Below are 25,233 nucleotides of genomic sequence, written 5' to 3' on the forward strand. Positions count from 1 at the left end.
CATCCGCCCGGAGCCATCAGCCGACGGCGGACGACGAAGGGACGCTCGACCACGACCTCGACGGCGCAGAAGACCAGGGTCATGAGGGTCGCCCCTCCGATCGTCCGATCGAGCGAGCCCGGGCCCCAGGCAGGGATGAGCATGAGGGCCTGGGACACCACGACCACGATCGGCGCCTTCACCAGCGCCACCGTGAGGTGCCCCGACAGCGGCGCCCACAAGCCGGGCGGTGTCCAGTCGGGCGGGTTCCGCCGGACCGGGTCGCCTTCCTCCGGTGCAGGCGCGTCACGCATGCCGTGCGGTGGGGCGGTCGGGCATGTCCCTCCTCCACAGCTCGACCGCGGTCGCCGTCCACCCGCCCCGGAATGCCGCCGCGACGCGCGCGGTTGGCCTCCCATAGGCTCGACGACGAGCCGGTGCGCGCGGTCCGGCCCCGCACCGATCAGGATCACGACGAAGGTGGAACCCATGGCAGGTCGCGTCTACGACGACATCACCCAGCTGGTCGGCGGCACGCCGCTCGTGCGTCTCAACCGGCTCACGGAGGGGCTCGACGCGACGGTGCTCGTGAAGCTCGAGTCGCACAACCCCGCGTCCAGCGTGAAGGACCGCATCGGCGTGGCCATCATCGACGCGGCCGAGGCGTCGGGCCAGCTGAAGCCCGGCGGCACGATCGTCGAGGGCACGAGCGGCAACACCGGCATCGCGCTCGCCATGGTGGGCGCGGCGCGCGGCTACACGGTCATCCTCACGATGCCCGAGACCATGAGCATCGAGCGCCGGCTGGTGCTGCGCGCGTACGGCGCGCGGATCGTCCTGACCCCCGGCCCCGAGGGCATGCGCGGCGCCGTCGAGCGCGCGCAGCAGATCGTGGCGGAGACGCCGAACGCCATCTGGGCGCAGCAGTTCGCGAACGCGGCCAACCCGCAGAAGCACCGCGAGACCACGGCCGAGGAGGTCTGGGCGGACACCGACGGCGCCGTCGACGTGTTCATCGCGGGCGTCGGCACGGGCGGCACCATCACGGGCGTCGGCCAGGTGCTCAAGGAGCGGAAGTCCGGCGTGAAGATCGTCGCGGTCGAGCCGCTGGACTCGCCCATCCTCACCGGCGGGAAGCCCGGCCCCCACAAGATCCAGGGCATCGGGGCGAACTTCGTGCCCGAGATCCTCGACACCGAGGTCTACGACGAGGTCGTCGACGTCTCGCTCGAGGACTCCATCCGCGTCTCCCGCGCGCTCGCGACCGACGAGGGGATCCTCTGCGGCATCTCGTCGGGGTCCATCGTGTGGGCCGCGCTCGAGATCGCCAAGCGCCCTGAGAGCGCAGGCAAGACCATCGTCGCGATCGTGTGCGACTACGGCGAGCGGTACCTCTCGACCGTGCTCTTCGACGACCTGCGCGACTAGGCGTGGGAGTCGTCGCCCGCCTCGTCGAGGACCTCCGCTCCGCCCGCGCCCACGATCCCGCCGCGCGCGGGTACCTGGAGATGGTGCTCGGCTACCCGGGCCTGCACGCCGTGTGGCTGCACCGGGTGTCGCACGCGCTCTGGCGACGGCGCATCCGGCTGGCGGCGCGGCTGCTCGCGCAGGTCGGGCGGGCGCTGACGGGGGTGGAGATCCACCCGGGCGCGCGCATCGGGCGGCGGCTGTTCATCGACCACGGCATGGGCGTCGTGATCGGCGCCACGGCCGAGATCGGCGACGACGTGCTGATGTACCACGGCGTCACGCTGGGCGGGAAGAGCCTCGTGCACGGCAAGCGGCACCCGACGGTCGGCGACGGCGTCACCATCGGCGCGGGCGCGAAGCTGCTCGGGCCCATCGCGATCGGGGCGGGGAGCGTCATCGGCGCGAACGCCGTGGTCGTGAAGGACGCGCCCGCGGGATCCGTGCTCACGGGCATCCCCGCGGTGGAGACCGGCAAGCGCGCCGGGCGCGGGCCCGACGCGCACGTGGATCCGGCCTTCTTCGTCGACCCGGCGATCTACATCTGATGCCCGAGCCCGAGGGGTCGGAGCGCACGCCGGCGGCCGCCGCCGACGCGGCGTCGAGCGCCGAGCCGGCACCGGCCGCCGAGCCGGCACCCGCCGCCGAGCCGACGCCCACCCACGAGCACAGCACGCACGGCGTCGGTCCCTGGCCCGGCGGCCCCGAGGCGTGGCCGGACGAGCCGCACCTGGATCCGGAGCTGCTGGAGCGCGGCGACACCCGCAACGTGATCGACCGCTACCGGTACTGGCGCATGGACGCGATCGTCGCCGACCTCGACCAGCACCGGCACCCCTTCCACGTGGCGATCGAGAACTGGCAGCACGACATGAACATCGGGTCGATCGTGCGGAGCGCCAACGCGTTCGCGGCCGACACCGTGCACATCGTCGGCCGCCGCCGCTGGAACAAGCGCGGGGCGATGGTCACCGACCGGTACCAGCACGTCGTCCACCACGCGACCATCGCCGACCTCGTGGGGTGGGCGCACACCGAGGGGCTGCCCATCATCGCGATCGACAACGTCGACGGATCCGTGCTGCTGGAGACCACGCGCCTCCCCGAGCGCTGCGTGCTCGTCTTCGGGCAGGAGGGCCCGGGCCTCAGCGACGAGGCGGTGGCCGCGGCCGACATGACCGTCGCGATCTCGCAGTTCGGGTCCACCCGCTCCATCAACGCGTCGGCGGCCGCCGCGGTCGTGATGCACGCGTGGATCACGCAGCACGTGGCGTTCGACTGACCCGCTCGGCATGGCCGTGCGCGCCTGCCAGGATGTCCCGGTGATGCACGACCGCGACCGCCGCCGACCCGACGTGACGACCGTGGAGGTCGTGGGCGGGCAGCCGCCCCTCACGGTCGGGCTGGAGGAGCACGACCCCGCCTGGGCGGAGGCGTACGCCGCGCACCGGCGGCGGATCCTCGACGCCGTGGGCGACGCGGCGCTCGCCGTCGAGCACATCGGCTCGACCTCCGTGCCGGGCCTCGCCGCGAAGCCGATCGTCGACGTCGTGCTCGTGGTGGCCGACATCACGGCCGAGGAGGACCACGTCGCGCCGCTGGTCGCCGCGGGCTACGAGCTGCGCGTCCGCGAGCCCGGGCACCGCCTCGTGCGCACGCCCGCGCGGGATGTGCACGTGCACGTGTACGAGGAGGGCGACCCCGCGGTCGAGGCGTACCTGCTGCTCCGCGACCGGCTGCGCTCGGACTCCGCCGACCGCGACCTCTACGCGCGCACGAAGCGGGAGCTCATGACCCGCCGGTGGGAGTCGATGGACGCCTACGCGGACGCGAAGACCGCGGTGATCCAGGGCATCCTCGCCCGGGCGCGGGCGGCGCGGGCGGCCGGCGAGACCTGAGGGTCGCCGCCCTGGCCGGATCCGGTCAGGGGAACGGCCACGCGTCGTGCGCGTGCGGCACGGCGACCACCTGCACGTCGTCCTCGTAGGTGATGCGGCCGGGCGTCCGCGTGCGCAGCTCGTGCCAGGGCACGTCGTGCCGGTCGAGGAGGTCGAGGTACGCGCGCGTGACGTGGAGCAGGTCCACGGCATCGACCGCGTCGGCGCGGAACCAGGCGCGCGCCCGCGGGTGGAGCGCTCGGTCATAGCAGCCCGGGACGACCGTGGACGGATCCGCGTACGTCGCGTTCATGTGCGCGTTCCGGTCGGCCAGCCAGGCGAGCTCCTCCTCGGAGAGGCGCCCCTCCTCGCGCAGCCCGTTCGCGAGGGCGAAGACGCCGGGGAAGGTGCCGCGGCGGTTCGGGGCGGCGCTCTGGAAGCGCACGAAGTCGGGCATCCGGCGAGGGTAGCCCGACGGGCGCGGACCGCGCGGACCGCGTCCCCGGAGCACCCGCCAGGACGGCCGAGGGGCCGAGCGGGAGATCCCGCTCGGCCCCGGACCGGATGCCGCGCGCGGCGGGCGCTAGTGCCCGCAGTGGAAGCGGATGTCGGGGAGGGGGATGTGCATGGAGGCCCCGTGACCTCCGCAGATCCCGTTGGTCTTGACGAACTCCAAGAGCCCGGCCGCCGCTCCGGCGATCATCACGCAGGTGATCTTGGTGAGGTCGGGGAAGGCGGCGCAGACGAGACCGGCGACCGTGCTGCCGGCGGCGGCCATGACGGATCTGATCAACGCGTTGTTGAAGAAGACCCACTGGGGCGCGATCGGCTGGAGGATGTTGGGCGTCTGGCCGATGATGCCCTGGATCCTGTGGATGATCTTGGGGACGTTGATGTGGATGTGCGGGATGAACCGGCTCCACCAGTGCTTGGACTCGGCGACCGGTGCATCGCCGGACAGGGGCGCCGGTCGGTAGGAGGTGGTGGAGGTGCCGTCGGGCGCGGACGCGAGCGCGCTGTCCATCTGCGCGGACGCGGATCGTAGGGATGCGATGGACTCCGCTGTCTCCGGGTCGGTGGCGGCGCTCGCGCGGAACTCCGCGACGGCCTTCCCCTGCGTGGCCTCCTCCTCGGGGGTCAGGCCCGCCCACTTGTCGACATGGTGCCCGAAGACGTCCATGCCGGTCGTGCTGACGATGTCGACGTCGGCCTCGGTGATCCTGCCGGCACTCACGTCGTCGAGGAAGTGGCCGTGCTCGAGGGAGGCGGCGACGCGCTCCTGGGGGGAGGCGAGACCTGCGGCGAATGCGTCGCTGCCGGGGGCGGCGATGACGAGGCCGATGACCGCGACAGCGGTGAGGGCCGTGTGCGCGAGCATCGTGCGCGGGGTGAGGGACCGGGCGGCCCTCGAGCGGATGGACATGGGTGATGTGCCTCCTCGGCTGCGGCGTCGGTCGCCGCACTCAGAAGCTAGGAGCAGGGGTCACGCTGTGCGGTCAGTCCCCAGTCGCGCAGGTGAAGGGCAGACGACCGACTGGCCAAGGGGATGCGGGGCTCCTAGCGGAACGGCCAGTCGTCGACCGTGTGCGGGGTCGCGATGACCTGCACGTCGTCGGCGTAGACGATGCGGCCGGGCGTGCGCGTGCGCAGCTCCTGCCAGGGCACGTCGTGCCGGTCGAGCAGGGCGAGGTAGTCGCCCGTGAACGCGAGGAGGTCCGCGGCGGTCGCGCGGAACCAGGCGCGGGCGCCGGGGTTGATGTCCCGGTCGTAGCAGTCGGGGTCGACCGAGCGCGGATCCGCGTAGGACTCGGACGCACGCGCGTTCGCCGCGTCCATCCACTCGCCCTCCTCCGCCGAGAGCAGGCCGCTCAGGCGCAGGCCGTTCGCGAGGGCGAAGACGCCGGGGTACGTCCCGCGGCGGTTGGGGACGGCGCTCTGGAAGCGGACGTAGTCGGACACGGGGCGATGCTAAGGATCCGGGCTGCGCATGCGACCGCGCGGGCGCGGAACGGACAGCGCGTGGATGCGCAGCGGACATCCGAGCGGCGCGAGATGGGCGGCGGGCGGGCGGGCGACCGGCGCGGGGCGGGCATCGGGTCGCGTGCGCGGGCTGGCAGGCTGGTCGGGCCGCGGGGACCCGCCCGCGTGCGAGACGGGAGATCCATGACCGCCGTGACCCTGATCCGCTCGGCCGCCCTCGCGGACGCCGCCGAGTACGCCTACGCCGCGACCGCGCCCGCCGACGCGCGGCTCGTCTTCCTCGCCGGATCCTGCCCGCTCGACGCCGAGGGCCGCACGGTCGGCGTCGGCGACCACGCCGCCCAGGCCGTGCAGTGCGTCGCGAACCTGCGCGCCGCGCTCGCGGCCGCGGGCGCCACGACCGACGACCTCGTGAGCACGCGCGTGCTCGTCGCCTCCGACCGGCAGGCCGACCTCGTGACCGCGTGGGAGGTCGTGCGCGACGCGCTGGCTCCGCACGATCCGCCGAGCACGCTCCTCGGGGTCACCGTGCTCGGGTACGACGACCAGCTCGTGGAGGTCGAGGCCGTCGCGGCCGTCGTCGACTGAGCGCGGTCGCGGCCGTCCCCGACCGACCGACCTGCCGGCCCGGGCGCCGGGATCAGGCCGGGATCAGGTCGGGCTCAGAGCGCGGAGGCGCGCCAGGCGTCGACCGCCGCGAGGAGCTCGGCCCGGCTCTCGTCCGGCAGGAACGCGGCCTCGAACGAGTTGCGGGCGAGGAGCGCGACGGCGTCGTCGTCGAACGCGTGCGCCTGGCGGAGCTGGCGGAGGTTCTCGCCGAGGTAGCCGCCGAAGTAGGCCGGGTCGTCGCTGTTGACCATCGCGAGCACGCCGCGCGCGAGGAGCTCCGGCAGGGCGTGCTCGTCGAGCGTCTCGTTCACGCCGAGGCGCACGTTCGACAGCGGGCACACGGTGAGCGGGATCCGGTCGGCGACGAGCCGGTCGACGAGGGCGGGATCCTCGAGGCAGCGCACGCCGTGGTCCACCCGCTCCACGTGCAGCAGGTCGAGCGCCTCCCAGACGTACGCGGGCGGGCCCTCCTCGCCCGCGTGCGCGACGGCGTGCAGGCCGAGCTCGCGGGCGCGCGCGAAGACGTCGACGAAGAGCGACGGCGGGTAGCCGACCTCGGCGGAGTCGAGCCCGACGGCGAGGATCTCGTGGGCGCGGCCGGCGACGGACTCGAGGGTCGCCATCGCCTCCTCCACCGGGCGGTCGCGCAGGAAGCTGAGGATCAGGCCGCCGGAGATGCCGTGGCGCACGCGCGCATCGCGGAGGGCGTCGAGGAGGCCGTCGACGACGTCGTCGATCGCGACGCCGCGGGTCGTGTGCGCCTGCGGGTCGAACGACATCTCGACGTGCCGGATCCCGTCGGCCGCGGCCCGCTCGAGGTATGCGGCGGCGAGGTCGTGGAAGTCGCGGCGCGTGCGGAGGACCGCGGTGCACGCGTAGTAGAGGTCGAGGAACGACTGCAGGTCGGTGAAGGCGTAGCGCGAGCGGAGGTCCTCGATGCCGGCGTACGGCAGCTCGACGCCGTTGCGCTCGGCCAGCTCGAACACCAGCTCCGGTTCGAGGGTGCCCTCCACGTGCAGGTGCAGCTCGGCGGTGGGCGGGAGCGTGGAGATCATCCGTCCACGGTAACGGGCGTCGTCCGGGTGCCCGCCGGGGAGGGGCCGCCGACCGATCGCTCGTAGGCTCGCGGGATGGAGGCGTTCGAGGTCGTCGTGCTCGGGGAGCGCTGGCGGATCTCGGAGCGCGAGCCGCGGGGCGCGACCCCGACCTACGACCTCGCCTGGCTCGACGGGCCCGCGGACGGCACGTACGGGTTCACGGTCGGCGGAGCCCACCGCACGCCCGAGCAGCTGATCGCGGAGGCGACCGCGTTCGTGGACGCCTTCTCGGAGCCCGGCGGCATCGGCGAGGACTTCCCGGGCTTCGTCCCGGTCCGCTTCCGCGGCGAGGGCTGAGACCGCGACCGGCCCGGCCGCGACCCGTCTGCGAGCATGGCCCCATGGATCCCGACGACGAGCCCGACCTGGTCCCCGAGCTGCTGGTCACCGACCTCGCCGCGAGCCTCGCGTTCTGGCGGGACCTCTGCGGCTTCCGCGTGCGGTACGACCGCCCGGAGGAGGGCTTCGCCTACATCGCGCGCGGCGGGGCGCACCTCATGCTCGAGCAGGCGGGCATCATCCGGAACTGGGTGACCGGGCCCCTGGAGCGGCCGTACGGGCGGGGGATCAACTTCCAGGTCTTCGTGGAGGACGCCGACGCGGTGGCCGAGGCGCTCGCCGCGGCCGGCGTCGCGCTCTTCCTGGAGCCGGAGACGACCTGGTACCGGATCGGCGACGAGGAGACGGGCGTGCGCCAGTTCCTCGTCACCGATCCCGACGGCTACCTCGTGCGGTTCCAGTCGTCGATCGGGCGGCGGCCGGCGGCGGATCCCGCGGGCTGACGCCGCCACCGCCGCTACGGCCCGCCCGGTGCCGGGCGGGCCGCAATCGTCACCCCTCCGCGATGCCCGCGGGCAGCGTCGCGCCGGCCGCCGTGAGCGCGTCGACGAGCTGCTGGCCGCTCACGGTGGTGGTCTTCTGCCCGCCGATCATCAGCGTCGGCGTCCCGGTCACGCCCGCGGACGCCGCGGCCTCGGTGTTCGCGGTGATCCAGCCGGCGTACGCGCCCTTCTCCGTGCAGGTGAGGGCGTCGGCGTCGGTGACCCCCTGCGAGCCGAGCCAGGAGGAGAAGTCCTTGCCCGTCCACGAGTCGGTCGCGGCGGAGTGGTTCGCGAACAGGGCGGAGTGCACGCCGGGCCACGCGGACGGGTCGTGCTGCAGGACGCACGCGGCCGTGCTGCCGGCGGCGCGGCCGTAGTTCGTGACGATCCGGATGGGGTGGTAGACGACGCGCACCTGACCGGACGCGGCGACGCGGTCGAGGAGCGGGCCGGTCGCGGCCTCGTACTCCTGGCAGTGCGGGCAGGAGTAGTCCTCGTAGACGTCGAGCGTCACGGGCGCGTCCGCGGCGCCGACCGACACCGCGTCGGGCTCGGTCGCGACGTGCGCCTCGCCGGCGCTCGCCAGCTGCACGGTGGCGTCCGCGGTGGGCGCCACGCTGCCGGCCGACGCCTGCTGGCGGAGGAGGCTGGCGCCGCCCCAGATGCCGGCGACGAGGATCACGACGGCGCCGGCGACGCCGAGCTGGGTCAGCAGGCGGCGGCGCTTGCGCTTGGCCTCCTCGAGGCGGCGCTGCGCGTTCGCCTTCTCCCGGATCTCGCGGGTGCGGTCGCGGTCGGCGCTGGTCTTCTTGCTCATGATGCGGTGCTCCTGTCGGTGGGTCGGGCGGTGTCGATGTCGATGGCGGTGTGAGGGCCTGGGTCGGTGTCGGGATGGGGGTCGGGCGCGACGGGGACGGCGCGGTCGCCCGCGCTGCGCCGCATCACGGCGCCCGCCGCGGCTCGTCGGCGCGCTCGTCGAGGGCCGAGAGCCGCGCGTTGTAGGCGCGGAGCTCGGCGTCGTCGTCGCGCGCGGCCGCCCTGTCGTAGCGGGTGGCCGCGCGCTGCTCGGATCCGGACCACTGCCGCACGACCATGAGCGCCACGAGGACGACGGGCAGCTCGCCCGCGCCCCACGCGATGCCTCCGCCCGCGGCCTGGTCGGCGAGCAGCTGCGCGTCGGTCTGGATTCCGAGCTGGTGCCACCAGTCGATGGCGAGGATCTGCGTGCCCGACATGATCGCGAGGCCGAAGAACGCGTGGAACGCCATGGTCGCGAGCAGCAGCATCAGGCGGATCGGGTACGGCGGGCGCTTCGGCCCCGGATCCACCCCGATCAGCACGAAGAAGAAGAGGTACCCGCTGATGAGGAAGTGGACGGTCATCAGCATGTGGCCCTGGTGGGTGGCGAGCGACCACTCGAACCACGGCGTGTAGTAGAACGCCACGAGGCTCCCGGCGAAGACGACCGCGGCGACGATCGGGTTCGTCACGATCCGCGAGTACCGGGAGTGCGTCGCGGCGAGCACCCACTCGCGGACGCCGCGGCTGCCGTCCTTCCGCGCCGGCAGCGCGCGCAGCAGCAGGAGCACGGGGGCGCCGAGCACGAGCAGCGGCGGCACGTACATCATCAGCATCATGTGCTGGATCATGTGGGTGCTGAAGTGCACGGCTCCGTACACCGCGGGCCCGCCGCTCGTGGCGTAGACGAGCATCGCGCAGCCGAGCAGCCACGGCACCGTGCGCGCGGCCGACCAGGCGTCGCCGCGACGACGGAGGCGCCGCACCGCGACGAGGTACAGCCCGGCCATGGCCGCGGCCACCCCGAGGAACAGGAAGTCCGGGTGGACGGCGGTGAGCATCCGCAGCGGCGTGACGGGGTCGGGGAAGGTGAAGCCGATGAGCGACGCGAGCGGGTCGACGTCGGCGATGGTCGTCTGCGGCACGGGCGGGGCGCTGCGCGAGAGCGCCACGGAGACGCCCATCGCCACCGACATCACGACGACCTCGCCGACCGCGAGGCGGAGGAACGCCGTCCGCCGGGTCGCGTCGCGGACGAGGCCCGGGATCAGGATCCGGCGGTGCGCGAACCCGGCGACGCCGAGCCCGACCAGGATCGCCGTCTTCACGAGGAGCAGCAGCCCGTACGCGGTCGTGACGAGGTCGAGCGGCGTGCCGATGCGGAGCGAGGCGTTGACGATGCCCGACATCGCGACCGCGACGAACGCCCATCCGGCGAGCGTCGAGTAGCGGCCGACGACCGCGGGCAGGGCGCCCTTCGCGAGCTTCTGGCAGAGGATCACCGCGACCAGGCCGCCGGCCCACACGGTGACGCCGACGAGGTGGATCCCGAGGCTGTTCACCGCGTTCGCGTGCTCGTAGGTGCCCGCGGCGTGGCCCGACAGCGAGAGCGGGAGCAGCGAGGCGAGGGCGACGGCCGCGGCCACGCCGATGCCCGAGACGCTCCGCGTCCACGCGCTGATGCCGAACGCCACCGCCACGCAGACCAGCGACGCGAGCAGGGTCTGGCCGAGCTCGAGCCGGAGCGTGAAGTAGCCGAACTGGCCCCGGAAGGTCGGGGAGGTGAGAGGGACGCCGATCACGTTCGCGCCCGAGAGGACGAGCACGGCGATGCTGGCGGCCAGCCACACGGCGGCGGCGCGAGAGGCCCAGCGGGTCGCCCTCCACTGCGCGAAGCTCGCCAGCCCGGGCTGCTTCCGCTGGCCGGGCAGCGCGAAGGCGGCGACCACGAGCAGCCCGATGGTCACGGCGGCGGCCGCGTCGTGGATGACGCGCGCGACGGGGAGGCCGTAGGTGACGACGTCGCCGGGATCGACGAGGAGGGTCTGCGTCGTCGCGCCCGTGAAGGAGGCGGCGGCCAGCGTCACGGCGACGGCGAGCGGGAGGCACGCCCACAGCAGCGCGTCGCGCCCGCGGACGTGCGGGACGGTCAGCGTGCGGGGGACGAAGACGGGGTCGTCGGGATCCGGTCGGTCGTGGTCGGTGCCGGGATCGGCGGAGGGCAGGGCGGAGGGTGGGGGCATGGCAGGTGTCCTGGGTGGGCGCCGTCCGGGGAGGGCGCGACGGGACGGCCGGGTCTCCGGCGGGCGGGGCGCGTCCGAGCGGGTCGGACGGGACCGCCGCGCGGAGGGCGCGGGCGCGTCGGGGTGCGCGTCGGAGGACGCGCGAGGGCACGGCGCCGGGGGCGTCGTGCGTCGTCCGGGCGCTCGTGAGCGGGCCGGACCGGGGGTCGGATCAGGCGGCGGCGGGCGGCCCGCGGTGGGGCGACGCGGCGACGCAGACGCCGAGGTCGCGGATGCCCGCGCGGAGCGCGCGCGCGACGCGGTGGCGCACCTCGGCGCGCGGGACGACGTCGAGCGCGGCCACGAGGACCAGCGCCCGGAGGCTCGTGCGCGCGAGGGCCACGAGGTCCCAGAAGGCGCGCTCGCCGGAGCGCAGCGCGACGATCGTCAGGACGGCCGCGAGCAGGTGCGCGACCCACATCGCGGATCCGTGGTGCATGCCGCCCATGTCGCCGGCGCCGGCCGCGGCCGGGCCCGTGCTGACCAGGTGGCCGCCCATGCCGTGGTGCCCGCCGACGACCTGCATGGTCGTCGTGGTCGGCGCGCCGACGGAGAAGAGGAGGTGCAGCACGGCCTGGCTGCACCCGACGGCGACGGCGAGCCGCGCGGTCGAGACGGTGCGGCCGGCGAGCAGCACGCACGTCGGCACCGCGAGCGCCGCGGCGACGACGAGGCCGACGGCGCCCGGGACGGGTCCGCCGCCGGCGACGTGCGAGAGCATCGACACGAGGATGGCGAAGGCGGCCGTGACGGCGCCGCGCGCGACGCGCGTCCCCCGTCCGGCCATCGCCAGCGTCCCCGGTTCCCTCATGTGCACGACAGCCTAGGTGGGGTTCCCGGGGAGACGGTGGGCGGCGGGGACCCCGAGGCGTGGTCGGAGGTGCGTCCCCTCGGCCCCGCCGTACGGGGGCATTCCCCACCCCCGATCCGGGAGCGGGCAGGATGGGCCCGGTGCCCGTCGCTCGCGAGGCTGGGACCATGAACCAGACACCCACCACCACCGACGCCGAATCGACGCCCGTGCCACTCGAAGAGCTCTTCCCCGGCGCCGCCGACGCGTCCGACGGCGCGTCCGACGGCGCAGGCGCGTCCGGCGCCGGCGTCCCGCCGGCCGGCGACCCGCACGGGAGCGACGACGTGGATCCGGACGACGCCGCGCCGCCCGCCGAGCGCCGCCGCCGCTCCTTCTACGCCGAGGCCTGGCGGCGCTTCCCGCGCGACATCGGCTACCTGCTCCTGACCGCGGCGCTCTTCGCCACCGTCTACTTCGCCGTGCCCACCGTGGTCTACGGCCTGATCGACACGCTCCTGTCGTCGTCCGGCCTGTTCGCCGCCGTCGCCCTCTTCGGGGCGCTGTTCGCGGCCCGCGCGCTCGGCGCCCTCGAGCGGATCCGCATCGGCTGGGCCGAGCCGCGACCGATCCGGCCGGTGGACTGGTCCCCGCGGTGGACCCAGAACCGGGCGATGCGCATCCTCTCGGCGGTCGCCAACCCGCACTACTGGCTGTACCTGCTGCACGCGGTGGTCGTCTACCCGCTGGTGGCCCTCGTCACCCTCGGCGCGGGCGCCCTCCTCGTCGTGGGGCTCGTCCTCCCGGTGCTCGGCAGCATCGCGGTGCTGATGTACGGCGGGCGCGTGGACGCCAACATCGCCGAGGCCGGCTTCACCCCGCCGACCTCGTGGATCCCGGTCGTCGTCGCGGGCGGAGTGACCATGATCCTGTCCGCGGTGCTCCTGCCGCTCTGGAGCCGCGGCTCCACGCTCGCCCACTACTGGGTCGACCACGCCCTCCTCGGCGGCTTCCGGTCCGACGCCCTCGAGCGCCGGGTGCAGGGCCTCGAGCAGTCCCGCGCCGGCGCCGTCACGGCCGAGGGGCAGACGCTCCGCCAGATCGAGCGCGACCTGCACGACGGTCCGCAGCAGCGGCTCGTGCGCCTCCGGATGGACCTCGCGGCCGCCGAGCGCGCGATGGACGCGGATCCCGAGCGCGCCCGCACGCTCATCGCCGAGGCCTCCGCCCACGCGCACGACACGCTCGAGGAGCTGCGCGCGCTGTCCCGCGGCTTCGCCCCGCCGATCCTCCTCGACCGCGGGCTGGTCGCCGCCCTCGAGGCGCTCGCCTCCCGTTCGACGGTGCCGGTGGCGCTCGACGTGCAGCTCCCCGAGGGCCTGGCGCTGCCGACCGAGGTCGAGCGGAACGTGTACTTCACCGTGAGCGAGCTGCTCACCAACGTCGCCAAGCACTCGGGCGCCACCCGCGCCGACGTCACGCTGGCGCTCGTGAGCGACCTCGACGGCGACCGGGTGCTCGCCGCCCGCGTGACGGACGACGGCCAGGGCGGCGCGTCCGTGCAGGAGGGCCACGGGCTCGAGGGGCTGCTCGGCCGCCTGGGCGCCCTCGACGGCGACGTCAGCATCTCCAGCCCCGCCGGCGGACCCACGCGCATCACCGCGCGCGTGCCGCTCGTCGCGCTGAACGGCACGCCGACCGACCCGCGGGCCGCCGCGGACGGGACCGCCGACGACGCGGGCGCGGGATCGGGCGGCGCGACCACCGCCCCGCCCGCCGCGTGACCCGCCCGCTCGATACGATCGGGGCCATGGACGACGGCCCGGATGCAGCGCGCATCCGGGCCGTCGTGGTCGACGACGCGGTGCTCCTCCGGGAGGGGCTCGCGCGCGTGCTCGTCGAGGCCGGGATCGACGTGGTCGCCCAGCACGAGGACGCGGACGCGTTCCTCGCCGCGCTCGCCGACGACGCCCCCGACGTGGTGGTGATGGACGTCCGGATGCCGCCGTCGTACACCGATGAGGGCATCCGCGCGACGGTCGAGGCCCGGCGCCGCATGCCCGGGATCGGCGTGCTGCTGCTCTCCCAGTACGTGGAGGCCGCGTACGCCGAGGAGGTGTTCCAGAGCGGCACCGCCGGCATCGGCTACCTGCTCAAGGACCGGGTGACCCGCCTGGAGGAGATCGACGACGCCGTGCGCCGGGTCGCGTCCGGCGGCACCGTGCTCGACCCCGAGGTGGTGACGCAGCTGATGGCCCGACGACGCGACCCCCTCAGCGCGTTGACCCCGCGCGAGCTCGAGGTGCTCGGGCTGATGGCCGAGGGCCGCACGAACCCGGCGATCGGGCGGGCGCTCGTGATCGGCACGGGCGCGGTCGAGAAGCACGTGACGAGCATCTTCGCGAAGCTCGGCCTGGAGGACACCGGCGAGGACCACCGCCGGGTGCTCGCGGTGCTCGCGTACCTCGGCTGACGGCAGACGGCTGACCGCCGACGGCTGACGGCTGGCAGCCGGGACCTAGGGCCGCGGCTCGCCGGTCGGCCCGGACGGCGCGTCGTCGCCCACGCCGCCGGCGGGCTCGCCCTCCCAGGACACCAGCGTCCAGTCCGCGCCCGACCCCTCGAGCACCACCACGCCCGTGTTCTCCAGCGCGTGGTCGGCGACGAAGGCCGCGTCGAGCCCGCGCGCCCGCATCCCCGACCAGCAGCGGATGGCGGCGCCGTGGCTGACGAGCGCCACCGTGCCGTGGCCCGTCGCCTCCGCCTCGGCGACCACGGCGTCGAACCGCGCGGCGAACTCGCGTCCTGTCTCGCCGCCCGCCAGGCGCCGGTCGTCCTCGCCGCCGACCCAGCGGATCATCGTCTCCAGGTACTCCACGACCGCGTCCCGGTCGCCGCGCATCTCGAGCCCGCCCGCGGCGATCTCCCGGAGCCCGGCGCGTTCGACCGGCGCGAGGCCGAGCGCCCCCGCGAGCGGCGCGGCCGTCTCGTGGGTGCGGCGCATGGTCGAGACGTACAGCGCCCCGATCGCCTCCGCCCGCAGGGTCCCCGGCAGCAGCGCGGCCTGCTCGCGCCCGAGGTCGGTGAGGCCGGGACCGGGGATGCGGGTGTCGAGGACGCCCTGGACGTTGGAGGGGGTCTGGCCGTGTCGGATCAGGATCAGGCGCATCCTCCGACGCTAGCGCGGGAGCCGGCTGGCTCGTGCCCCGAGCGCGGCGCTCAGCCCGCCGCGGGCACCAGCCAGACCGCGACGTCCGGCGGCAGCGTCCCGGCGACCTCGCCCGAGGAGCTGAGCGCCACGCGCATGCCGGACGGGAGCGGCGCCGGATCCGCGCCGAGGTTCACCCAGCACTCCAGCCGGCCGCGGCGGAAGGCGAGCACGTCGGGCGGGGAGCCCAGCCAGACGAGCGGCTCCGTCGGCACGACCAGCGCGCGGCGGGCGGCGAGCAGGCGGCGGTAGTGCCGGAGGGTCGACGCGGGATCCGCCTCCTGGCGCTCCACGGTCAGCTCCGCCCAGGAGTCCGGCTGCGGCAGCCACGGCTCGGCGCGGCCGGCGGTGCCGTCGCTGTCGCGATCGGGCACGCCGCCCGAGAAGCCGAACGGCGCGACGGTGCCCGACCAGGGCAGCGGCACACGGGATCCGTCGCGCCCCGGGTCCGTGCCGCCCGAGCGGTGGTGGATCGGGTCCCGCCGCCGGGCGTCGGGGATGTCCTCCACCTCGTGCAGCCCCAGCTCCTCGCCGAAGTAGAGGTACGCCACGCCGGGCAGGGCCGTCGTCATCGTGATCGCGGCGCGGGCCCTGCGGCGGCCGAGCGCGTGATCCACCGGGTCGACCCCGAAGCGCGCCCGCTGCTGCTCGTTCGACGCCCGGACCTCCGGCTGCTCCCGGCCGTACCGGGTCGCCTGGCGCACGACGTCGTGGTTGGTCAGCGCCCACGCGCTCGGCGCCCCCGAGAGCGCGGCCTTCGCGAGCCCGTCGTCGATGACCCGCCGCCAGGGTCCCGCGCGGAAGGCCGTGTGCAGCGGCTCGAACTCGAACGCGGTGTGCAGCTCGTCGGGCCGGAGGTAGAGCGGCAGCCGCTCGGGTCGCGCCACCCACGCCTCGGCGACGAACACGCGCGGCGGATCGTAGGAGTCGGCGACCCGGCGCCACTCGCGGTACACGTCGTGCACCTCGTCCTGGTCCCAGCCGGGGTGCGCCTCCGTCCGCCGGTCGGCGCCGAGCCCGTCCGGCAGGCCCTCCGCCTTGGCGAGCCCGTGGGCGACGTCGACGCGGAAGCCGTCCACGCCGCGGTCGAACCAGAAGCGCAGCACGTCGACGAACTCCGCGTGCACCTCGGGGTTCGACCAGTCGAGGTCGGGCTGCTCGGGCGCGAACATGTGCAGGTACCAGGGGCCGGGGCGGCTGTCGGCGTCGGTCGTGCGGGTCCAGGCCGGACCCCGGAAGCAGCTCTCCCAGTCGTTGGGCGGCAGCTCGCCGTGAGCGCCACGCCCGTCGCGGAACAGGTAGCGCGCCCGGGCGGCCGGATCCCCGGCGAGGGCGGCCGGGAACCAGGGGTGCGCGTCGGACGTGTGGTTCGGGACGATGTCGAGCAGCACGCGGAGGCCGAGGGCGTGCGCCTCGTCGATCAGCGCCTCCGCCTCCGCGAGCGTGCCGAGCGCCGGATCCACGTCGCGGTAGTCGGCGACGTCGTAGCCCGCGTCGACCATGGGCGAGGGGTACCAGGGGTTCACCCAGATCGCGTCGACGCCGAGCTCGGCCAGGTACGGCAGGCGGGAGCGGAGGCCCGCGATGTCGCCGATCCCGTCGCCGTCCCCGTCGGCGAAGCTGCGGAGGAGCACCTGGTAGATGGCGGCGGAGCGCCACCAGGCGGCGTCGTCATCGCGTGCGGATCCGGATGCGTCGGGGGCCTCCGGGGCGGAGCGGGGGCTGGTGTCCACGGGGGGCCCTTCGGTGCGGGGGAGCGGGCGGAGGCTCCGCGGCTCGCGGCCGGTGACCGGGCCGCCGGCAGCGTCCGCGGTTGCCGGTACGGCCCTCCCACCGTACGCGCGGGTCGGCCCGGCGTCGCGGGCCCCGGCGCCCCGGACGCGGGAAGGCCCCGCGGATCGGATGATCCGCGGGGCCCTCCCGGTGCACGTGGCGTGCGGGTTACGCGAACGTCTTCGCGTCGATGACGAAGCGGTAGCGCACGTCCGACTTGAGGACGCGCTCGTAGGCCTCGTTGATCTGCTCGGCCGAGATGAGCTCGGTCTCGGGCACGATGCCGTGCTCGGCGCAGAAGTCGAGCATCTCCTGCGTCTCGGCGATTCCGCCGATCATGGATCCGGCCCAGCTGCGGCGCGCGGGGATGAGCGCGAACGCGGGGATCTCGAGCGGCTCCGACGGGGCGCCGACGTTGACGAGCGTGCCGTCGATCGCGAGCAGGCCGATGTACTTCGACATGTCGAGCTTCGCCGAGACGGTGTTGATGATCAGGTCGAACGAGCTCGCGAGCTCGGTGAACGTCGCGTCGTCGCTCGTCGCGAAGTAGCGGTCGGCGCCGAGGCGGAGGCCGTCCTCCTTCTTGGAGAGCGTCTGCGAGAGCACGGTGACCTCGGCGCCCATGGCGTGCGCGATCTTCACGGCCATGTGGCCGAGCCCGCCCATGCCGACGACGGCGACCTTGGTGCCGGGGCCCGCGTTCCAGTGGCGCAGCGGCGAGTAGGTGGTGATGCCGGCGCAGAGCAGCGGCGCGACCTTCTCGATGTCGAGGGACTCGGGGACGCGGAGCACGAAGTCCTCGTCGACGACGACGGCCTCGGAGTAGCCGCCCTGCGTGATGGTGCCGTCGGCCGGGTCGGTGCCGCCGTAGGTCTGGATGTTGCCCTTCAGGCAGTACTGCTCCTGGCCGGCCGTGCACTGCTCGCACTCCTTGCAGGAGTTGACCATGCAGCCGACGCCGACGAGGTCGCCGACCTGGTGCTTGGTGACGTCGGAGCCGACCTCGGTGACGCGGCCGACGATCTCGTGGCCGACGACCTGCGGGTACTGGATGGGGCCCCACTCGCCGCGGACGGTGTGGATGTCGGAGTGGCAGACGCCCGAGTAGGCGATGTCGATGGAGACGTCCTTCGGGCCGACGTCGCGGCGCTCGATGGTGGTCTTGACGATGGGGTCGGTGGCGGACGGGGCCGCGTAGGCGTTGACGGTGCGCATGGGTTCTCCTTGTGCTGTCCGGTGGGGGAGGGGAGGGATCGGGTCGATCCGGCCGCGCCCTCTTCGGATGCGGTACCCCTCGACGCTACGCCCGCGGAAGGTGTTCCCCGAAACCGCGCGGCTTTTCCTCGGCCGCCGGATAGCGTGGCGGGATGCCCGCTCCCTCCGTCCCCGGCCCGACCCCGACGCGATCGGGGCCCGTGACGGGCCTCCGGGACGGCGACGTGATCCGCTACCTCGGGATTCCTTACGCGACGGCGGCCCGCGGCGTCCCGCCCGTGTCGGCGGTGCCCGAGCGCGGATCCGACGGCTCGCCCGTCGTGCGCGCGGCCGTGGAGCCGGCGCCCGCGTGCCCGCAGCCCTCGTCGCGGATCCTCGACACCCTGATGCAGGGCGCCCTCGACGGGATCGGGCGGTCGGAGGACTGCCAGCGGCTCTCGATCACGCTGCCCGCCGACCTCGCGCCCGGCGAGGTGCTGCCCGTGATCGCGTGGTTCCACGGCGGCGGCTACACGACGGGCGCGGGAGACCTCGCGATCCACGACCCGCGCGCTCTCGTGGTGGAGCAGCGGGTGATCGTGGTCGCGGTGACCGCGCGGCTCGGGCTCCTCGGCTTCGGCGGCGGCGGTCGCGGCGGATCCGGTCGCGGCGGATCCGGTCGCGGCGCGTCCGACGGCCCGCCCGCGAACCTCGGCCTGCTCGACCAGATCGAGGCGCTGCGCTGGATCCGCGACTCCATCGCCGCGTTCGGCGGCGATCCCGCCACCGTGACCGCGATGGGCCAGTCGGCGGGCGGCGACGCGATCCTGCACCTCATGATCGCCGACGGCGCCCGCGGGCTCGTCCGGCGGGCGATCGTGCAGAGCCCGCCGGTGGGGATCACGGGCGGGCGCGAGCGCATGTTCCGCGCGATGGCGCGCGTGACCCGCGGTCTCCGATCCGACGCGACGCTCGCCGACGTGATGCGGCGGCAGGCCCGGGCCGAGCGCGCGGCGTGGCCGTCGGGCATCCGCGCGGGCCTGCCGTGGGGCCCGCGCTACGGCCACGCGCCGCTGCCCGCCGAGGCCGACCGCGACGCCGCCTGGCGGGAGGTCGCGCCGCACGTCGACCTCCTCATCGGCACGACCCGCGACGAGACGGCGATGTACCTGCCCGCGCTGCCGGTGGTCGGCCCGCTGCTCGACGTGCCGGTCGTGGGCCGCGCGCTGCGGCGGGTGCTGATGCGGGCCGTCGTCCGGCCCACCACGCGGCTCGTCTACGCGCGGCCGGTCCGCGCGTTCGCCGCGCGGCACCGGGCCGCCGGCGGTCGGGCCGTGCGCTACGTGCTCCGCGCGGCACCGGCGTCGAGCCCCATCGGCGCGGGTCACACCTCCGACCTCCCGCTGATCCTCGGCACCCGCGCGGCCTGGACCCGCATGCGCCTGGTGCCGCCGGAGGCGTGGCCCGAGGTCGCCGAGCGCGGGCGCGCGGTGCGTCGGGTGTGGGCCGAGTTCGCGCGCACGGGCGGCGTCGCGGCGGATGCGGACGCGCGCGCCTGCGGGATGCGCTTCGACCGCGGCTGAGCGGGCCCGGGCGCCCTCCGCACCCGGCCGCGCGCCGCATGTCAAGGGGGTAGGCGCATCCAGGCCGCGGGAGTCGGCTCGATCCCACCGACGGAGGGAGCGACATGCGAGCGATGGTGTACCGCGGGCCGTACCGGATCCGCGTCGAGGAGAAGGACATCCCCCGGATCGAGCATCCGAACGACGCGATCGTGCGGGTGACCCGGGCGGCGATCTGCGGATCCGACCTGCACCTGTACCACGGCCTCCTGCCGGACACGCGGGTCGGCACCACGTTCGGCCACGAGTTCATCGGCGTCGTGCACGAGGTCGGCTCGTCGGTCGAGAGCCTGTCCGTGGGTGACCGCGTGATGGTGCCGTTCAACATCTACTGCGGCTCCTGCTTCTTCTGCGCCCGCGGCCTGTACTCGAACTGCCACAACGTGAACCCGAACGCCACGGCGGTCGGCGGCATCTACGGCTACTCGCACACCACCGGCGGATACGACGGCGGCCAGGCGGAGTACGTGCGCGTCCCGTTCGCGGACGTCGGGCCCATGGTGATCCCCGACGACATCCACGAGGAGGACGCCCTCGTGATGACCGACGCCCTGAGCACCGGCTACTTCGGCGCCCAGCTCGGCGACATCGCGGAGGGTGACACGGTCGCGGTGCTCGGCGCCGGGCCCGTCGGCCTCTACGCGGCGCGCTCGGCGTGGTTCATGGGCGCGGGACGCGTGATCGTGGTCGACCAGCTCGACTACCGGCTGCGGATGGCCGAGACGTTCGCGCACGCGGAGACGCTCGACTTCTCCCGTGCCAAGGACACGGTCCTCGCGCTCAAGCGCATGACCGACGGGCTCGGCGCCGACGTCGTCATCGACGCGGTGGGCGCGGAGGCCGACGGGCACGCGCTGCACCAGATCACCGGCACCAAGATCAAGGTGCAGGGCGGATCCCCGGTGGCGCTCAACTGGGCGATCGACGGCGTGCGCAAGGGCGGCACCGTGAGCGTCCTGGGCGCGTACGGGCCGGTGCCCGCCGCGATCAAGTTCGGCGACGCCGTGAACAAGGGCATCACGATGCGGATGAACCAGGCGCCCGTCAAGCGGCAGTGGCCGCGGCTGATCGAGCACGTCCGGGCGGGGCGCTTCTCGCCGCGCGACATCATCACGCACCGGATCCCGCTCGAGCACATCGCGGAGGGGTACCACACGTTCTCCGCGAAGCTCGACGACTGCGTCAAGACCGTCATCACCTTCGACGAGGAGTAGGAGCCAGCCATGCCGTACCGCGCGAGCGACCACCACCGTCCCATCGACGCCGACGCGCTCCGGGCCCGGATCCCGGGCTGGGGCGCCGACCTCGACCCCGCCGACCGCCCCGCGTTCCCGCGGGAGCGCACCGACCTCGTCTCGGGCGCGCACTGGGACTTCCCGGAGCGCCAGGAGGAGCGCACGCGGCGCGAGCGCTCCATCGAGCACACCGAGCTGCCGCCCGTGTTCGGCACGGTCGCGCCGCTGCACGGCGTCTCGGGCGCCATCCGGCGCTACGCCTACGCGACCTTCAGCGAGGGCCGGTCCGTGCACTGGCTGCTGCTGATGCTCGGCGACCGGGTGGACGCCGCGGGCGCGCACCTCGGGTCCCTCGTGAGCGGCCGGCCGGACGACCCGCTGACCGAGACGGGGATCCTCACCGAGGGCCGGCACCACCCGGTCGCGTCGCGGTTCGGGCGCGGCCGCGCCGACATGAAGCACATGTGGATGGATCCGCTGATCGTCGGCGCATGGCCCATCGCGGCGGTCGCGCTGCTGTTCGTCGTGCGGCGGAAGCGGCGCTGACGACGGGCGGCGGCCGCCGGATCAGGCGTCCTGCACCCGCACGGGCCCGGCTCCGCGGTCGCCCAGCGCGTCGTCCGGGTTGAGGAGGCCGCAGGCGCGCATCGAGAGGCAGCCGCAGCCGATGCAGCCCGTGAGCTCGCGCTCCAGGCGCTCGATGCTGCGGCGCCGCTCCTCGAGCAGGCGCTTCCAGCGGCGCGACGCGCGCTGCCAGTCGGCGTGGCTCGGCGGGCGGTCGAGGGGCACGTCGTCGAAGGTCGCCTGCACGTCGGACAGCGGGATCCCGAGGCGCTTGGCCACCGTGATCAGCGACACCCGCCGCAGCATGTGCCGCGCGTACCGGCGCTGGTTGCCCGGCGTGCGCTCGGCCGCGATGAGGCCGAGGTCCTCGTAGAAGCGGAGGGCGGACGCGGCGACGCCCGTCCGGCGGCTCATCTCGCCGACCGTGAGCAGCTCGTCCGGCGCGTGCCGGGGCGTGGGCGCGTGCCGGGGCGTCGGCGCGACGCCCGCCGGCTCCTGCGCATCCGCCACGACGTCCCCTCCCGATTGACCTCAAGGGTACGTGAGGTTCTACCCTGGAGACCATGCGCATCACCCGCCCCGCCGTCACGACGGCCCCCACCCGTGGAGACGCCCTGTGACCTACGTGATCGCCCTGCCGTGCGTCGACGTGAAGGACCGCGCCTGCATCGACGAGTGCCCGGTGGACTGCATCTACGAGGGCGAGCGCTCCCTCTACATCCACCCCGACGAGTGCGTGGACTGCGGCGCCTGCGAGCCGGTGTGCCCCGTCGAGGCCATCTACTACGAGGACGACCTGCCCGAGAAGTGGTCGGACTACTACACCGCGAACGTCGAGTTCTTCGCCGACCTGGGCTCGCCCGGCGGCGCCACGAAGATCGGCGTCGTGCCGAAGGACCACCCCGTCATCGCCGAACTCCCGCCGCAGGGCGAGCACGCGTGAGCGCCGACACCGACCTCTTCAAGGCCGCGTTCCGCGGGCACCCGGCGGGCGTCGCGCTCATCACGGCCCGCACCGCCGACGGGCCGTCCGGGCTCACCGCGTCGAGCGTCGCTTCTCTCTCGGTGGATCCGCCCGCGCTCTCGTTCTCGGTGACGCGCGCCACGGGTTCCGCCGGCGCGATCCTCTCCGCCGACAGCTACGTCGTGCACCTGCTCGCCGGTCACCACGCCGCCTTGGCCCGCGCCTTCGCCGTCTCCGGATCGCCGCGCTTCACGGAGGAGCAGGGCTTCCAGGAGCTGCCGACCGGCGAGCCGCTCCTCGCCGACGCGCGCGCCGCCCTCCGCTGCCGCACGCTGCAGACCGTGCCGGTCGGTGGATCCGTGCTGGTCGTCGCCGAGGTCCTCGACGTGATCCTCGGCGAGCCCGCCCCGCCGCTCGTCTACCGCGACCGCCGCTTCCACCTGCTCGCGGACGACCACCCGGAGCTGTAGGCCGCGGGCGGCCGCCCGCCGCGAGTTCATCCTCGAGTCGGGCGCGCCGGCCCCTCGGGCTCTCGGGCAGGCATCGCGATGGCGGATCCCCGCCGGTCGTGTCTGCACGACGGCAGGCGATCGATGATCTCCCGATGTATCCCCATGTCTGTCGAGATTTGACAGAAATAGGGAGACAAGGGGAGATCCGAGTCGCCGATCCCGAGGACGACCGCCCGGAGCTGTGAGCCCCGGACGGCCGCCCTCCCCCTCAGGCGACGCCGCCGCATCAGGCGGCCGGCCTCACGCGTTCATGAACTCCGAGGGCTTCAGCGCGCGCTCCACGATGCGCACGTCGCCGATGGAGCCGGGGAACACGTGGTCGAGCTTCCCGCCGTAGTGGTTCGCGCCGACGAGCCACGACTTGCCGGCCGAGGCGAGCCCGCGGTTCGACGTCGTGGGGTTCCGCACGACGGGGTTGCCGTCGACGTACATCGTCGTGTGCTGGCTGTCGTTGACCACCGCGACGTGCCACCACGTGGCCGCGGGCAGCTCGTGCGACCAGTTCGTGAGGGGTCCGTCCTGGCTGGTCGGGTAGACGCACCACTGCATCTCGCGGCTGCCGGAGACCGTGAGGACCACGGCGGGCTCGTCCGGGTCGCCCGAGGAGGTCGCCTTGCCGGCGTCCTTCGCGGAGGCCGACTGGGAGAGGATCGAGCTCCAGGCGTCGCCGCCGCCGTAGCCCTCGGGGATCCGCAGGTAGGCCTCGAACGTGTAGCCCTGGCGGAAGGTGGCCGTGTCGAGCGGGGCGCCGTCCACGGTGCGGAGGTGGTCGCCCGTGGCCTTGCCGCCCGTGAGGGTGAGGCTGCCGGCGCTCGGCGAGTCGTCGTGGTGCTCCGCGGAGAAGCGGAGCGATCCGGAGGCGGCGCCCGCGCGGTTCGCGACGACCAGGTCGTTGCCGTGGCCGGAGGCGTCGCGGATCCGGGTGGCGGGGCCCAGCGCGGATCCGTCCGGCTGCCCCTCGAAGCGCCAGTACGCGACCGTGCCGGGCACGAGCATCTGCGCGGCGGGCCGGGCGGCGCGCACGGGCACGGGCGCGAAGCCGGCGAACCGCTGCTCGAAGTCGACCGACACCGTGAAGCGGTCCACGTCGCCGGAGAGCTGCGCCTCCTCGTCCGCGAGCTCGTTGCCCGTGCCGAGGCCGCCCCCGAGGAGGAAGGGTGACAGCGTCTCGACGTCGATCGCGTTCCGCTCGAGGTCCACGTGGTACAGCCGGATCATCGCGGCGCCGCCGTAGTAGCGGTCCTGGTAGTTCACGAGGTGCAGGTCCACGTCGTGGCCGGCGCGGTTCCTCAGCGTGGTGCGCCCCGGCTTCCAGTAGTGGCCGTTGAGCGTGAGGAAGATCTGGTCGTGCTGGGAGATGAACGCGTCCCAGAGGCCCTGGCCGTAGGCGTCGAGCGCGGCGGATCCGTCGGGCTTCGAGTCGACGATGTCGTGCGCCGTGAGGATCACCGGCAGCGTCGGGTGCGCCCGGAGGACGCCCCGCGCCCACTCGACGCCACGGGCGCTGGTGCGCCAGTCGAGCGCGAGGACGAGCCAGTCGCGGCCGCCCGCCGTGAAGGTGTGGAACGAGTTGTAGCCGTCGGGGCTGGATCCGCGGTAGCTCGGGGACTTCTTGAACCGCTTGGGCCCGAACGCGTCGAGGTAGGGCGTGCGTCCGCGCTGGTCGTCGGTGGAGGAGGGGACGTCGTGGTTGCCGGCCAGCACGCTCCACGCGGCGCCGGCCTTGTCGAGGAGCGTGAACTGCGCGCTCGCGGCCTGGATCTCCTTCGCGGCGCCGTTCTGGGTCACGTCGCCGAGGTGCGCGAGGAACACGATGTTGTGCCGGTCGCGCTCGGCGAGCACGTAGCGGAGCGACGCCTCGAGCGGCTCCGGGTGGATGGCGGCGCCGTCGAAGAGGTACTGCGTGTCGGGCAGCACGGCGATCGTGAAGCGGGGCGACGAGGTGTCGGGCTTCCAGCGGGCGCCGGATCCCTGCTGTGCGGCCGGGGTCCTCACCGCGCTGGCGCCGAGCGCGTCGTCGGACGCGGTCGCGGCGGCCGCGGGCAGCGCACCGCCCAGCCCGGCCACCCCGAGCGCACCGGCGGCGCCGCTGGTGATGAGGAAGCCGCGTCGGGAGAGCGGGGAGGAGGGAGGCGTCGTCGGATCCTGGGTCACGGACGACGACGGTAGGGCCGGCGGGTGAATGCGGTGCGACGGCGCGGTGGACGGGCGGCGGCGGGTCGATCGACCGGCGGCTGGATGAGGTCCCATGGCGCACCGTACGGATCCTCGAACACCGCGACGGTCCCATGCGGCTCGTGAGGCGGCTCCTCGGGGAAGACGACGCCGTGCGCGAGCATCCGCGCGTGCGGGGCGGCGAAGTCGTCCGTCTCGAGGAAGGACGCGAGCGCCGTGTCGTGGTCGCGGACGAGGCGGGTGACGTCCTGCGGCCGGATCATCCCCGCACCGCATCGCCCGCCCC

General features: G+C 74.3%; 27 protein-coding genes. 14 read left to right on the forward strand and 13 right to left on the reverse strand.

Annotation, left to right across the window (positions count from 1 at the left end; genetic code table 11):
• Positions 1-468 precede the first annotated feature (468 nt).
• From cysK to FGG90_RS14380, 4 genes are read left to right on the forward strand one after another with little or no spacing between them, the layout of a single operon-like run.
• Entirely contained in the window at positions 469-1,407 is a 939-nt protein-coding gene (gene cysK, locus FGG90_RS14365) for a cysteine synthase A (protein ID WP_094126363.1), read from the forward strand.
• Between the two features lie 2 nt (positions 1,408-1,409).
• Positions 1,410-1,994 carry a serine O-acetyltransferase EpsC gene (epsC, locus tag FGG90_RS14370; RefSeq protein WP_094126362.1) on the forward strand — a complete coding sequence of 195 codons (585 nt, stop codon included), beginning with the start codon at positions 1,410-1,412 and terminating at the stop codon, positions 1,992-1,994.
• The gene (locus tag FGG90_RS14375) at positions 1,994-2,728 is read left to right on the forward strand and encodes a TrmH family RNA methyltransferase (protein WP_165771349.1); all 735 of its coding nucleotides are present in this window, start codon (positions 1,994-1,996) and stop codon (positions 2,726-2,728) included. Before epsC ends, FGG90_RS14375 begins: the two co-directional genes overlap by 1 nt.
• A 43-nt stretch (positions 2,729-2,771) precedes the next feature.
• The gene (locus FGG90_RS14380) at positions 2,772-3,344 is read left to right on the forward strand and encodes a GrpB family protein (protein ID WP_094131195.1); all 573 of its coding nucleotides are present in this window, start codon (positions 2,772-2,774) and stop codon (positions 3,342-3,344) included.
• A gap of 25 nt (positions 3,345-3,369) precedes the next feature.
• On the opposite strand, the gene FGG90_RS14385 is transcribed toward FGG90_RS14380, so the two are convergent.
• From FGG90_RS14385 to FGG90_RS14395, 3 genes are all read right to left on the reverse strand, one after another.
• Positions 3,370-3,780 (reverse strand): hypothetical protein, encoded by a 411-nt coding sequence (locus FGG90_RS14385; protein WP_094126361.1) that lies wholly within the window; start codon positions 3,778-3,780, stop codon positions 3,370-3,372.
• 126 nt (positions 3,781-3,906) lie between these two features.
• Complete coding sequence (locus FGG90_RS14390; protein ID WP_094126360.1) at positions 3,907-4,746, reverse strand: hypothetical protein; 840 nt, start codon at positions 4,744-4,746, stop codon at positions 3,907-3,909.
• Positions 4,747-4,880: 134 nt separating this feature from the next.
• Entirely contained in the window at positions 4,881-5,282 is a 402-nt protein-coding gene (locus tag FGG90_RS14395; RefSeq protein WP_094126359.1) for a hypothetical protein, read from the reverse strand.
• A gap of 204 nt (positions 5,283-5,486) precedes the next feature.
• On the opposite strand from FGG90_RS14395, the gene FGG90_RS14400 reads away from it, so the two are divergent.
• A complete protein-coding gene (locus FGG90_RS14400; RefSeq protein WP_094126358.1) occupies positions 5,487-5,891 on the forward strand; it encodes a RidA family protein in 405 nt (134 codons plus the stop codon).
• Positions 5,892-5,965: 74 nt separating this feature from the next.
• Here the strand turns inward: FGG90_RS14400 and FGG90_RS14405 are convergent, their stop codons facing one another.
• On the reverse strand, positions 5,966-6,967 hold the full coding sequence (locus tag FGG90_RS14405) for an adenosine deaminase (RefSeq protein WP_094126357.1): 1,002 nt from the start codon (positions 6,965-6,967) through the stop codon (positions 5,966-5,968).
• A 75-nt stretch (positions 6,968-7,042) separates the two neighbouring features.
• On the opposite strand from FGG90_RS14405, the gene FGG90_RS14410 reads away from it, so the two are divergent.
• Both FGG90_RS14410 and FGG90_RS14415 read left to right on the forward strand, forming a co-directional pair.
• Positions 7,043-7,306: a hypothetical protein gene (locus FGG90_RS14410; protein ID WP_094126356.1), complete on the forward strand. Its 264-nt coding sequence runs from the start codon at positions 7,043-7,045 to the stop codon at positions 7,304-7,306.
• Positions 7,307-7,350: 44 nt separating this feature from the next.
• A complete protein-coding gene (locus tag FGG90_RS14415) occupies positions 7,351-7,791 on the forward strand; it encodes a bleomycin resistance protein (protein ID WP_094126355.1) in 441 nt (146 codons plus the stop codon).
• A 49-nt stretch (positions 7,792-7,840) separates the two neighbouring features.
• Here FGG90_RS14415 and FGG90_RS14420 read toward each other — a convergent pair whose 3' ends face one another.
• The 3 genes from FGG90_RS14420 to FGG90_RS14430 all read right to left on the reverse strand — a co-directional run bounded on the left by FGG90_RS14420 (position 7,841) and on the right by FGG90_RS14430 (position 11,721).
• Positions 7,841-8,647 carry a DsbA family protein gene (locus tag FGG90_RS14420; protein ID WP_094126354.1) on the reverse strand — a complete coding sequence of 269 codons (807 nt, stop codon included), beginning with the start codon at positions 8,645-8,647 and terminating at the stop codon, positions 7,841-7,843.
• Between the two features lie 124 nt (positions 8,648-8,771).
• Positions 8,772-10,871 carry a cytochrome c oxidase assembly protein gene (locus tag FGG90_RS14425; protein WP_094126353.1) on the reverse strand — a complete coding sequence of 700 codons (2,100 nt, stop codon included), beginning with the start codon at positions 10,869-10,871 and terminating at the stop codon, positions 8,772-8,774.
• Between the two features lie 211 nt (positions 10,872-11,082).
• Positions 11,083-11,721: a hypothetical protein gene (locus tag FGG90_RS14430; RefSeq protein WP_133065120.1), complete on the reverse strand. Its 639-nt coding sequence runs from the start codon at positions 11,719-11,721 to the stop codon at positions 11,083-11,085.
• Positions 11,722-11,888: 167 nt separating this feature from the next.
• Here FGG90_RS14430 and FGG90_RS14435 point away from each other — a divergent pair, with 167 nt between their 5' ends.
• Positions 11,889-13,484: a sensor histidine kinase gene (locus FGG90_RS14435; protein WP_094126351.1), complete on the forward strand. Its 1,596-nt coding sequence runs from the start codon at positions 11,889-11,891 to the stop codon at positions 13,482-13,484.
• Positions 13,485-13,510: 26 nt separating this feature from the next.
• Complete coding sequence (locus FGG90_RS14440; protein WP_094126350.1) at positions 13,511-14,173, forward strand: response regulator transcription factor; 663 nt, start codon at positions 13,511-13,513, stop codon at positions 14,171-14,173.
• 45 nt (positions 14,174-14,218) lie between these two features.
• Here FGG90_RS14440 and FGG90_RS14445 read toward each other — a convergent pair whose 3' ends face one another.
• From FGG90_RS14445 to FGG90_RS14455, 3 genes are all read right to left on the reverse strand, one after another.
• On the reverse strand, positions 14,219-14,869 hold the full coding sequence (locus FGG90_RS14445; RefSeq protein WP_094126349.1) for a histidine phosphatase family protein: 651 nt from the start codon (positions 14,867-14,869) through the stop codon (positions 14,219-14,221).
• Between the two features lie 50 nt (positions 14,870-14,919).
• Positions 14,920-16,641 carry a glycoside hydrolase family 13 protein gene (locus FGG90_RS14450; RefSeq protein WP_094126348.1) on the reverse strand — a complete coding sequence of 574 codons (1,722 nt, stop codon included), beginning with the start codon at positions 16,639-16,641 and terminating at the stop codon, positions 14,920-14,922.
• 208 nt (positions 16,642-16,849) lie between these two features.
• Complete coding sequence (locus FGG90_RS14455; protein WP_094126347.1) at positions 16,850-17,896, reverse strand: NAD(P)-dependent alcohol dehydrogenase; 1,047 nt, start codon at positions 17,894-17,896, stop codon at positions 16,850-16,852.
• Between the two features lie 152 nt (positions 17,897-18,048).
• Here FGG90_RS14455 and FGG90_RS14460 point away from each other — a divergent pair, with 152 nt between their 5' ends.
• The 3 genes from FGG90_RS14460 to FGG90_RS14470 all read left to right on the forward strand — a co-directional run bounded on the left by FGG90_RS14460 (position 18,049) and on the right by FGG90_RS14470 (position 21,278).
• Complete coding sequence (locus FGG90_RS14460; RefSeq protein ID WP_094126346.1) at positions 18,049-19,458, forward strand: carboxylesterase family protein; 1,410 nt, start codon at positions 18,049-18,051, stop codon at positions 19,456-19,458.
• Positions 19,459-19,562: 104 nt separating this feature from the next.
• Complete coding sequence (locus tag FGG90_RS14465) at positions 19,563-20,711, forward strand: zinc-dependent alcohol dehydrogenase (RefSeq protein ID WP_094126345.1); 1,149 nt, start codon at positions 19,563-19,565, stop codon at positions 20,709-20,711.
• Positions 20,712-20,720: 9 nt separating this feature from the next.
• Entirely contained in the window at positions 20,721-21,278 is a 558-nt protein-coding gene (locus FGG90_RS14470) for a hypothetical protein (RefSeq protein WP_094126344.1), read from the forward strand.
• 21 nt (positions 21,279-21,299) lie between these two features.
• Here the strand turns inward: FGG90_RS14470 and soxR are convergent, their stop codons facing one another.
• Entirely contained in the window at positions 21,300-21,710 is a 411-nt protein-coding gene (gene soxR / locus FGG90_RS14475; protein WP_094131193.1) for a redox-sensitive transcriptional activator SoxR, read from the reverse strand.
• A gap of 202 nt (positions 21,711-21,912) precedes the next feature.
• Between soxR and fdxA the strand changes: the two genes are divergently transcribed.
• Complete coding sequence (fdxA, locus tag FGG90_RS14480; protein WP_094126343.1) at positions 21,913-22,239, forward strand: ferredoxin; 327 nt, start codon at positions 21,913-21,915, stop codon at positions 22,237-22,239.
• A complete protein-coding gene (locus FGG90_RS14485; protein ID WP_094126342.1) occupies positions 22,236-22,730 on the forward strand; it encodes a flavin reductase family protein in 495 nt (164 codons plus the stop codon). The genes fdxA and FGG90_RS14485 overlap by 4 nt, the downstream gene beginning before the upstream one ends.
• 282 nt (positions 22,731-23,012) lie before the next feature.
• On the opposite strand, the gene FGG90_RS14490 is transcribed toward FGG90_RS14485, so the two are convergent.
• Both FGG90_RS14490 and FGG90_RS14495 read right to left on the reverse strand, forming a co-directional pair.
• The gene (locus FGG90_RS14490) at positions 23,013-24,926 is read right to left on the reverse strand and encodes a LamG-like jellyroll fold domain-containing protein (protein ID WP_094126341.1); all 1,914 of its coding nucleotides are present in this window, start codon (positions 24,924-24,926) and stop codon (positions 23,013-23,015) included.
• The gene (locus FGG90_RS14495) at positions 24,923-25,210 is read right to left on the reverse strand and encodes a VOC family protein (RefSeq protein WP_237583439.1); all 288 of its coding nucleotides are present in this window, start codon (positions 25,208-25,210) and stop codon (positions 24,923-24,925) included. The genes FGG90_RS14490 and FGG90_RS14495 overlap by 4 nt, the downstream gene beginning before the upstream one ends.
• Positions 25,211-25,233 lie beyond the last annotated feature (23 nt).

Origin of the sequence: Clavibacter michiganensis subsp. tessellarius (assembly GCF_021922985.1) — a bacterium.
GTDB lineage: Bacteria > Actinomycetota > Actinomycetes > Actinomycetales > Microbacteriaceae > Clavibacter > Clavibacter tessellarius.

Bases quoted from the DNA above. Each gene is read 5' to 3' on its own strand.
- cysK (WP_094126363.1), top strand. From the start codon at position 469: ATGGCAGGTCGCGTCTACGACGACATCACCCAGCTGGTCGGCGGCACG.
- FGG90_RS14375 (WP_165771349.1), top strand. From the start codon at position 1,994: ATGCCCGAGCCCGAGGGGTCGGAGCGCACGCCGGCGGCCGCCGCCGAC.
- FGG90_RS14380 (WP_094131195.1), top strand. From the start codon at position 2,772: ATGCACGACCGCGACCGCCGCCGACCCGACGTGACGACCGTGGAGGTC.
- FGG90_RS14385 (WP_094126361.1), bottom strand. From the start codon at position 3,780: ATGCCCGACTTCGTGCGCTTCCAGAGCGCCGCCCCGAACCGCCGCGGC.
- FGG90_RS14390 (WP_094126360.1), bottom strand. From the start codon at position 4,746: ATGTCCATCCGCTCGAGGGCCGCCCGGTCCCTCACCCCGCGCACGATG.
- FGG90_RS14400 (WP_094126358.1), top strand. From the start codon at position 5,487: ATGACCGCCGTGACCCTGATCCGCTCGGCCGCCCTCGCGGACGCCGCC.
- FGG90_RS14405 (WP_094126357.1), bottom strand. From the start codon at position 6,967: ATGATCTCCACGCTCCCGCCCACCGCCGAGCTGCACCTGCACGTGGAG.
- FGG90_RS14410 (WP_094126356.1), top strand. From the start codon at position 7,043: ATGGAGGCGTTCGAGGTCGTCGTGCTCGGGGAGCGCTGGCGGATCTCG.
- FGG90_RS14415 (WP_094126355.1), top strand. From the start codon at position 7,351: ATGGATCCCGACGACGAGCCCGACCTGGTCCCCGAGCTGCTGGTCACC.
- FGG90_RS14420 (WP_094126354.1), bottom strand. From the start codon at position 8,647: ATGAGCAAGAAGACCAGCGCCGACCGCGACCGCACCCGCGAGATCCGG.
- FGG90_RS14425 (WP_094126353.1), bottom strand. From the start codon at position 10,871: ATGCCCCCACCCTCCGCCCTGCCCTCCGCCGATCCCGGCACCGACCAC.
- FGG90_RS14430 (WP_133065120.1), bottom strand. From the start codon at position 11,721: ATGAGGGAACCGGGGACGCTGGCGATGGCCGGACGGGGGACGCGCGTC.
- FGG90_RS14435 (WP_094126351.1), top strand. From the start codon at position 11,889: ATGAACCAGACACCCACCACCACCGACGCCGAATCGACGCCCGTGCCA.
- FGG90_RS14440 (WP_094126350.1), top strand. From the start codon at position 13,511: ATGGACGACGGCCCGGATGCAGCGCGCATCCGGGCCGTCGTGGTCGAC.
- FGG90_RS14445 (WP_094126349.1), bottom strand. From the start codon at position 14,869: ATGCGCCTGATCCTGATCCGACACGGCCAGACCCCCTCCAACGTCCAG.
- FGG90_RS14455 (WP_094126347.1), bottom strand. From the start codon at position 17,896: ATGCGCACCGTCAACGCCTACGCGGCCCCGTCCGCCACCGACCCCATC.
- FGG90_RS14460 (WP_094126346.1), top strand. From the start codon at position 18,049: ATGCCCGCTCCCTCCGTCCCCGGCCCGACCCCGACGCGATCGGGGCCC.
- FGG90_RS14465 (WP_094126345.1), top strand. From the start codon at position 19,563: ATGCGAGCGATGGTGTACCGCGGGCCGTACCGGATCCGCGTCGAGGAG.
- FGG90_RS14470 (WP_094126344.1), top strand. From the start codon at position 20,721: ATGCCGTACCGCGCGAGCGACCACCACCGTCCCATCGACGCCGACGCG.
- soxR (WP_094131193.1), bottom strand. From the start codon at position 21,710: ATGAGCCGCCGGACGGGCGTCGCCGCGTCCGCCCTCCGCTTCTACGAG.
- FGG90_RS14495 (WP_237583439.1), bottom strand. From the start codon at position 25,210: ATGATCCGGCCGCAGGACGTCACCCGCCTCGTCCGCGACCACGACACG.